Raw genomic sequence first — 8,451 nt, forward strand, 5'->3', positions numbered from 1 at the left:
CGGTACGCAACGACAGCAGCCAACCGGTCACACGCTGGCTGACTCTGGCCTCGGCGCGGCTGCAGGATGTACGCCTGTACTGGCTGCCAGCCACGCCTGCGGAGGCCGCGCCGGCAGCGATCACGCCACTTAGCGTCGGTACGCTGCACGCCCTCGCGCAACGCGAGATCATCAGTCGCACACCATTGTTCGCGCTGACACTGGCTCCCGGCGAGCAGCGCCAGTGGGTGCTGCGCGTCGCCGGTGAATCCTCCATCGATCTCAACCTCGCCCTGTGGGAGCCGGCGGCTTATCGCGAAGAGGAAGGACGCGAACTGGCCATCCAGGCCTTCGTACTGGGGGGCGCGCTGCTGCTGGTGAGCTATGCGCTGATCCAGGGTATCGCCTGGCGCGACCGTGGCTTCCTGCTGATGGCTGCGTGGATTCTCATCGCGCTGGCTTATATCTGGACCTTCCAGGGCTATCTCTATCGCTACCTGTTTTCCGCGGGCGGTGCGTGGCAGGTGCGTGCCCCGGCCACCCTGGGATGCGCGGCCACCCTGCTCTACGTGCGCATGAGCGAGGTGCTGGTCGGAATGGAGCGATTGCGCGGCTGGCAGATCGTCTATCGCACGTTGTACGTGCTGCTGTCGGTGATCATCGGCTGGACTGCGCTGGGCGATTATCGCGTCACCGCGCCGCTGGCCAATGCCGCTGGTGCCCTCGCCTATGTGATCTGGCTGGCCTCGATGCTGCATGCCTGGTGGCATGGACTGCCGCATGCCCGATTGCTGACGCTGTCCTTTGCGGTGGCCTGGCTGGGCCTGTCGGTCAAGCTGCTCGAACTCAATGGCCTGGTCGACCGCAGCCTGCTGCCGGACTGGCATTTCGCGGCGCTGTTCCAGATGGGACTGCTGTGCCTGGCCACCGTGGCGATCATCGGCCGCGCGCTGGAACTGCATCGCAAGCATGAGCAGATGCAATGGGCCATGCTGTATATGCGTGTGCGCGAGCAACTCAAGCTGGAACAGGCGGTAGTGGCCCGTACCCGCGATTTGCGCGAAGCGCTGGCGGCGGCCGACCAGGCCAACCGCGCCAAGACCGGATTCCTCACCCGCATCAGCCACGACCTGCGCACACCGCTGACTTCCATCCTCGGCTTTGCCGACATGCTGCAGACCGGCGGCGGCGAGCGCGCGCGCCATGGCCGCATCATCGTGCGCAGCGCCCGCCATATGCTGGCCATGGTCAACGACCTGATCGACTATGCCCGCGGCGATCGCCCCGATCTGCCGCACGCTGCCCCGGTCTATGCCCACGCCCTGCTGCAGGAGATCGGCCAGGAAGCGGCCCTGCTGGCCGAGCGCCAGCACAATTCCTTTCATCTGCAGGTGGACCCGACGCTGCCACCGGTGCTCGCCATCGACGCGCGGCGACTGCGGCGCATCCTCGGCAACCTGCTGGACAACGCCGCCAAGTACACCCGGGACGGCCGCATCGTGCTGCAGATCCTCTGGCACCCGGCCTCGGCGAAATCCGAGATGGGCGTCATGGAGATGCAGGTACGCGATACCGGCAGCGGCATCCCTGCACATTTCCAGACCCGGGTGTTTGAACCCTTCGAACGGGCCAACGCCGACCGCTCGCAGCCGGGTATCGGCATGGGGCTGTCCATCGTGCGCCAGTGGATGCAGCAGATGGGCGGCCAGGTGATGCTGTCCAGCCGGCCCGGCGAAGGCACGACGATGACGCTGCGCCTGCCGGCCGCCATCGCCAGCGAGCGCGACATCGCCCGCCATGATGCGCCGGAAGACGCCAATGGCCGCCTCCTCATCGATGGCCAGGGCCGCCTGGCGCTGGTGGTGGAAGATCATGCCGACATCGCGCAATTGCTGGGCGACCAGTTGGCCAGCGTCGGCTTCGCGGTGGAATTGCTGGCCGATGCGGAAAGCGCCATCGCCCGTATCGCCCTCCCGGAGGCGCCCGCATTGGCGCTGGTGCTGACCGATTACCAGCTGCCGGGCCTGCATGGCGACGCCGTGCTGCAAGCAGTACGCCGGCATCTGCCGCAAGTCCCGGTGCTGCTGCTGTCAGCCACGCTGCAGCCGGCACCGAGCGATGAGCCGGGTCAACGTTTCGATGCCTGCCTGCTCAAGCCGATCAATTTCCTGGAACTGCAGGAGACCATCGGTCGCCTGCTGGGCTTGCATCCGGAGGCGGCCCCAGCCGGTGACGATGCCGCTCCCCTGCCCTTGCAGCATCCGCCGCCGGAAGAGCTGCAGCAGGCGCTGGCGCTCATCGCGATGGGCGCGGTGTCGGACTTGCTGGATTGGTGCGATACGCTGCAGCAGCAGAATCCCGCGTATGAAAGTTTTGCTGTGCTGGCGCGGCAATGGGTGATCACTGCGGATCTGGACCGGCTGGAGGCGCTGTGCCGCAATGATCAAGCCATGCGGCAAGAGACGGCAGGCGAGGGTTAATCGCGCTCCCGGCTCCGTTCATCGTCCCGCGAGGAGTCCCCCTCGGGCCGGCTGCGCGCGAGCTCGGCATTGCGCTGGTTGATCTGGTATTGCTCTTCCGCATGCTGGAACGCCAGTTGCTCCTTTGGCGAACGGCTGCACGCGCCCAGCATCAGGGGCAGCACCACGGCCAAGGCGAGAACGGCGAACCATGCGAACGGGAGGGGGACCGGTCGGATTGTCACGTAAAGTCTCCAGATTTATATTTCTATCCGGAAATATACGCCTCACCAATCCTCACCGCAAGCCCCCTCCTTTTTGGGCATGCGCCGCCGGCTGCGTTGATGGGAGCGGCTCAATCGCGCGCCGCGATCCAGTCCCAGGTATCGGCGGCCGCCATCGGGCGGGCGATGCCGTAGCCCTGCCCGTATTCGCACCCGAGGTGATGCAGGATGCGGCGGCACTTCTCGGTTTCCACGCCTTCGGCTACGACGGCAAAGCCCAGCTTCTGCCCGAGGTGAATCATCGAAGGCACGATCTGCTGGTCCGAGTAATTGCTTTCCATGTTGCGAATGAAGGACTGGTCGATTTTGAGGTAGTCCGCCGGAATGTTCTTGAGATAGCTCAGGTTGCTGAAGCCGGCCCCGAAATCATCGATGGCCACCTTCACGCCCAGGCGCTTGATTTCCTGGATCCGCCCGTAGAGCGCCTCGGGGTTCTTGCTCATCGCGCTTTCGGTGAACTCGATCTCGATCAGCCCGGCCGGAATGCGATGCCGCCGCAACTGGATCGCCAGTGTCTGCACCAGATCATCATTGTCGAAGTCGCGGGCCGACACGTTGATGGCCACTGGAACGGCGCGGCCACGGCGCGCCCACGCGGCCGCCTGCTCGATGCCATGTTGCAGCACCCACAGGGTCACCTGGCGAATCAACGCGGTCTTCTCGGCCAGCGGAATGAAGAGGGCCGGCGAGATCAGCCCATGCACCGGATGACGCCAGCGCAGCAGCGCCTCCACCCCGACGCAATGGCCCGAGGCCAGCGCGATCTTGGGCTGGTACTCCAGCCACAGCTGGTCGCCCGCGAGCAGCGCGCCGGGAATGGCCGACAGCAGTTCGAACGAATGCTTCTGCTGTTGCCCCAGTGGCTGCTCATAGCGGCATTGCAGGCTGCCGCAATCACGCGCCATGTCAGCTGCCGTCAGCAGCGAGGGCACCAGTTCCTCGATGTCATCGCACTGACCCAGCGGCACGATGCCCACGGAAATTTCCAGACGATGCGGAATACCCTGGTACTCGACGGTACCGGCGAAGGCACGTTCGATCTGCTCCACCTGTTGCTGCCAGATGTCGCGCCGCTCCAGGTAAGCAAAGGTGGTGGTGCCGATGCGATAGAGCGCCACCTCACCCAGCGACTGGCGCAGTTGTTCCTTGGCCTGGATCAGGAAACCTTCCACGTAATCCCAGCCCAGCGCCTTGATCATGTCGCGCAGGTACACGCGATCACAGATGTCGACCGCCACCGCCGTCAACTTGCCGGACAGGCCCTCGCCGTCCTGCCCCAGCGCAGCGAGACTGTGCAGGTCGGCGGTCAGGCGGCTGCGATTGGGCAAGGAAGTCAAGCTGTCGACGTAGCTGGACACCCGCAGGATCTCCAGCCGCGCCATGACGATGGCCGCCAGCTGCGTCAGCTTGGTCCGATCAGCATCACCGAAGGCGGCGCGTGGCGACTTGCCGATCACGCACAGCGTCCCCAGCCGCACGCCATCGCTGGCCTGCAGCGGAGCACCGGCATAGAAGCGGATACCGGGCTCACCGGTCACCAGCGGGTTGTCGGCGAAGCGCAGATCCTGCGTCGCATCCAGCACCACCATGACCTGATCCCGCTCGATCACGTGGCTGCAGAAGGACTGCGAGCGCGGTGTGCCCGGCGCATCCAGACCGCGCCGCGACTTGAACCACTGGCGGTTTTCCGCCACCAGCGAGACCAGTGCGATCTCGGTGTTGAACAGCGTGGCCGCCAGTTCGGTCACCAGATCGCACAGCACATCGGGATGGGTATCCAGCACGCAGTAGGTATCGAGCACGGCCAGGCGCTCACGCTCCCGTTCGGCTTGCCCGGCTTGCCCCGTCAAGGGGGCGGTCAATCGGAGGATGTCGGCGTGCATGGTGGCGTGGCGATCAGAAAGTAACCCATTCGTCGGAAGCGCCCGCCAGACCGCGGCTGGGCACCGGTGCCGACAGGCGCGGCTCGCGCGGTGCAATGCGCGGCTTGACGGTGGCCGGGGCTTTCTTGATGGCCGCCGGTGCCGGTGTCACTGCGGCGGCAGCTACGTCGATGGCCATCTCTTGGGCGGCCTGTGCATCGAGGCGGAACACGCTGACGGCCTGCGCCAGTTCCTGCGCCTGTTCCTGCAGCGATTGCGAGGCAGCGGCCGCTTCTTCGACCAGGGCTGCATTCTGCTGCGTGACCTGATCCATATGGCCGACTGCCTGGCTCACCTGCTCGATGCCGGAACGCTGTTCTTCACCGGCCGCGCTGATCTCGTTGATCATGCCGGTCACGCGCTGCACGCTCTCGACGATCTCGCGCATGGTGTCACCGGCTTCATTGACCAGCACGCTGCCCGATTCGACCTTGGCCACCGAGTCGCTGATGAGCGACTTGATTTCCTTGGCAGCGGCGGCCGAACGCTGGGCCAGGCTGCGCACTTCGGTCGCGACCACGGCGAAGCCGCGCCCCTGCTCACCGGCACGTGCCGCTTCCACGGCGGCATTCAAAGCCAGGATATTGGTCTGGAAAGCGATACCGTCAATCACGCTGATGATGTCGACGATCTTGCGCGAGGAGGCATTGATCTCTTCCATGGTTTCCACCACGCGGCTGACCACGCCGCCACCGCTGCTGGCGATGTCGGAGGCGGCCTGCGCCATGCGGTTGGCTTCGCGTGCATTGGCGCTGTTCTGCTGCACGGTGGAGGTCAGTTCTTCCATCGAGGATGCGGTCTCTTCCAGCGAACTGGCCTGTTGTTCGGTGCGCGAGGACAGGTCCAGGTTGCCGCTGGCGATCTGCGAGGAGGCGGTGGCGATCATGTCGGTACCACGGCGCACACCAGAGACGATGGTGACCAGGCTGGCATTCATGTCCTTCAGTGCGCTGAGGAGCTCGCCGGTTTCGTCACGGGAACGCACGTCGATGCGGGCGGTCAGGTCGCCGCCGGCCACCTGGCGCGCCAGGCGCACGGCCACGGCCAGCGGACGGGTGATGTTGTTGGCCAGCCACCAGGCCAGCAGCAGCGCCAGCACCACCGCGATCACGCCGCCGATGATGAGGGTCTTGCCGGTGAGCGCTTCCAGTGCATCGGCCTGATCGCTGCGCTCTTGTTGCAGACTGCTTTCCATGCGGTCCATCTCGGCAAAGATGGCGCGCATGTTGTCCATCTCGGCTTTGCCGCGGCCGGCCTGCACGAGGGCAACCAGCTTGCTCATGTCCTCGCGGCCGTCACGCACGGCACGGCGCAGGGCGATGGTGGGCTCGATGGCCGTGTTCACCCAGCGCTGCTCGGCTTCGGCCACTTGCTGCAAGCGCTGTTGTTGGGTCGGGTTGTCCACGGTGAGCTGACGGGCCTTGTCCAGATGCGTTTTGAAACTGGCCAGGCCCTGCTGCATCGGCTCCAGCGAAGCCTCATTGCCGGTCAAGGCGAAACCGCGCGCGCCGGTTTCCATATTGATCAGGCTTTCGAGCATCGCCTGCATTTCAGCCCGCGCCTGGTAGCTATGGATGTTCATGTCATTGGCTGCACCCAGCCGCGCAAAATTGGCATAGGCCACACTGACCAGGATGACCAGGATGGCGGAAACCAATCCGAAGCCGATATAGAGGCGAGTGCCGATTTTCAGGTCCGATATTTTCATGATGATTCTTTCCGGGGGGATGCAAGGTTTCTCGAATGGATCGACACGTGTCCACGGGGAGCGGGCCGATTCTTGTTGTTGATCACGATGTTTCACATTCAGGCAAAAGCGTGACATACTGGCAAAAATCACCAAAACAAACGGTAAAAATTCTCTTTCAGCGTGCAACAAATTTGCTTTGCAACGACTCTGAACAGATATATTTAAAAAATATCCGTGCATTACAAAAATATTTTTCGTTGGAAATACGACAATGACGAACCAACAAGCCCCCTCTTCCGCGGCTCCCGCACCGGAAACCACTGACCTGTCCGACCTGCCACTGCTGCGCCCCGGCGCGGTAGCGCGCCAGCTGGGCATGGCGGTCGAGACCCTGCGTGCCTGGGAACATCGTTACGGCATCACCTCCTCGCAGCACAGCGGCGGCGGCCAGCGCCTGTATTCGCAGGAAGACATGCAACGCCTGGTCTGGATCAAGACACTGGTGGATGCCGGCCATCGCATCGGCAAGCTGGCCACGCTGTCCCCACGGGACCTGCAGGCGCTGGCGCAGAGCCTGCCTGCCGAGGGCAGCGGCAGCCATGAGCGGCAGGCCGGCCCGGCCACGCGGCTGGCCCTGGTCGGCCCCTGGATCGCCACCAAGGCGGTCGGCCAGGCGCTGGCGCATCGGCAACTTAGCGTCATCATGGCTGTCGAGAGCCTGGATGAACTGGACCTCAGGCAATTCGAGGGCGACCTGTTGCTGCTGGAAAGCACGGTCCTCGACAGCGATCTCGATCAGCGGCTGGAGGGGCTGCGCCGCGACGGCGTGCAGGTACCGGTACTGATCCTGTATCGCTTCGGCTCGCCGGAGATGGTGGTGCGCCTGCGCGAAGCCGGGCATCGGGTGGTGCGCAAGGCGGTGGAAGGGATCGATGTGGAGTGGCTGTGCGAGATGATCCGGCGCATGGAACCGGCAGCCGCGCAGACACCGGGCGAGGAGGAATGGGTGCCGGAGCCGCGCTTCAGCGAGAGCGCCCTGGCGTCGGTATCGGACCAGTCCGATCGCATGCAATGTGAATGTCCGCGCCATCTGGCCGAACTGCTGACGGCACTGGCCGGATTCGAACGCTACAGCCGCCAGTGCGAAGATGACACGACCGAGGAAGCCGAACTGCATCGGGAACTGCGCATTGCCGCCGGACGCGCGCGCCTGCCGCTGGAAGACGCACTGCAAAAGCTGGCGCGCTTCAAGGGAATTTCGCTGACGTAAGCACAGTTGACCGGGATGAGGCCGGTCCGAATTCGGGGCAGTATTCTGTACAGGATCTCGCTCAGAATTCGCATGTGAATTGACGCGTTAATTCACGCCACAGTTCTGCCCTTCATTCACGCTTGAATTCACGCCTCAATGCAGGCTTGAATCAATAAAAAAAACAGCGCGCCCAATGGACGCGCTGCTCGCCAAACCGTCCCCTTGCGGGATTGAGCTGGCCCTTCAGAACTGTTCCCAATCCCCTTCAGCAGCGGCCGGCTTGAGGGCCGGCTGCGCAACCGGCAGAGCCTTGGCCGGTGCGCTGGCCTTGGCTGCCGGCTTGCGCGGCAGTGCTGCGGTACGGGGCGTAACGTCCACGGTGCGCTTTGCTGCGGCGGCCATGGGTGCCTGGCGACGCGTTTCATGGTTGCTCAGCTTGAAGATGCTGACCGTTTCCACCAGACGGCCCGACTGCTCCTGCAGCGATTGCGCAGCGGCGGCCGCCTCTTCCACCAGCGCGGCATTCTGCTGGGTCACTTCATCCATCTGCACGATGGCCTGGTTGATCTGTTCGATGCCATCGCTCTGTTCGCCGCTGGCGGCGGTGATCTCGGCCACCACATCGGTGACGCGCTTGACGCTGGCCACCACTTCATCCATGGTGGTGCCGGCCTGTTCGACCAGGCGGCTGCCGTTTTCCACGCGCTCCACCGAGGCGTCGATCAATGTCTTGATTTCCTTGGCGGCGGCAGCACTGCGCTGCGCCAGGGTACGCACTTCAGAAGCCACCACCGCGAAGCCGCGCCCCTGTTCACCGGCCCGGGCCGCTTCCACGGCGGCATTCAAGGCCAGGATGTTGGTCTGG

6 protein-coding genes are annotated in these 8,451 nt (G+C 64.4%); 2 read left to right on the forward strand and 4 right to left on the reverse strand.

Features of this window, described 5'->3' with window-relative positions; all coding sequences use genetic code 11:
- A partial coding sequence (locus B3873_RS21715; protein WP_286869021.1) for a hybrid sensor histidine kinase/response regulator occupies positions 1-2,459 on the forward strand: 2,459 nt, incomplete at its 5' end.
- Here B3873_RS21715 and B3873_RS21720 read toward each other — a convergent pair.
- The 3 genes from B3873_RS21720 to B3873_RS21730 form a co-directional block, all read right to left on the reverse strand.
- Positions 2,456-2,683, reverse strand: coding sequence for a hypothetical protein (locus tag B3873_RS21720; protein WP_286869022.1), 228 nt, complete (start codon positions 2,681-2,683; stop codon positions 2,456-2,458). The two genes, B3873_RS21715 and B3873_RS21720, sit on opposite strands and share 4 nt — an antisense overlap.
- 110 nt (positions 2,684-2,793) lie before the next feature.
- On the reverse strand, positions 2,794-4,572 hold the full coding sequence (locus B3873_RS21725) for a putative bifunctional diguanylate cyclase/phosphodiesterase (protein WP_286869024.1): 1,779 nt from the start codon (positions 4,570-4,572) through the stop codon (positions 2,794-2,796).
- A gap of 46 nt (positions 4,573-4,618) precedes the next feature.
- Positions 4,619-6,352: a methyl-accepting chemotaxis protein gene (locus B3873_RS21730; protein ID WP_286869025.1), complete on the reverse strand. Its 1,734-nt coding sequence runs from the start codon at positions 6,350-6,352 to the stop codon at positions 4,619-4,621.
- Positions 6,353-6,605: 253 nt separating this feature from the next.
- On the opposite strand from B3873_RS21730, the gene B3873_RS21735 reads away from it, so the two are divergent.
- A complete protein-coding gene (locus B3873_RS21735; RefSeq protein WP_286869026.1) occupies positions 6,606-7,604 on the forward strand; it encodes a MerR family transcriptional regulator in 999 nt (332 codons plus the stop codon).
- A gap of 225 nt (positions 7,605-7,829) precedes the next feature.
- Here B3873_RS21735 and B3873_RS21740 read toward each other — a convergent pair.
- Positions 7,830-8,451: methyl-accepting chemotaxis protein (locus tag B3873_RS21740; protein ID WP_286869028.1), on the reverse strand; the 622-nt coding region annotated here is incomplete at its 5' end.

This window comes from Herbaspirillum sp. UBA812, from assembly GCF_002296545.1.
GTDB classification, from domain to species: domain Bacteria; phylum Pseudomonadota; class Gammaproteobacteria; order Burkholderiales; family Burkholderiaceae_D; genus Herbaspirillum; species Herbaspirillum huttiense.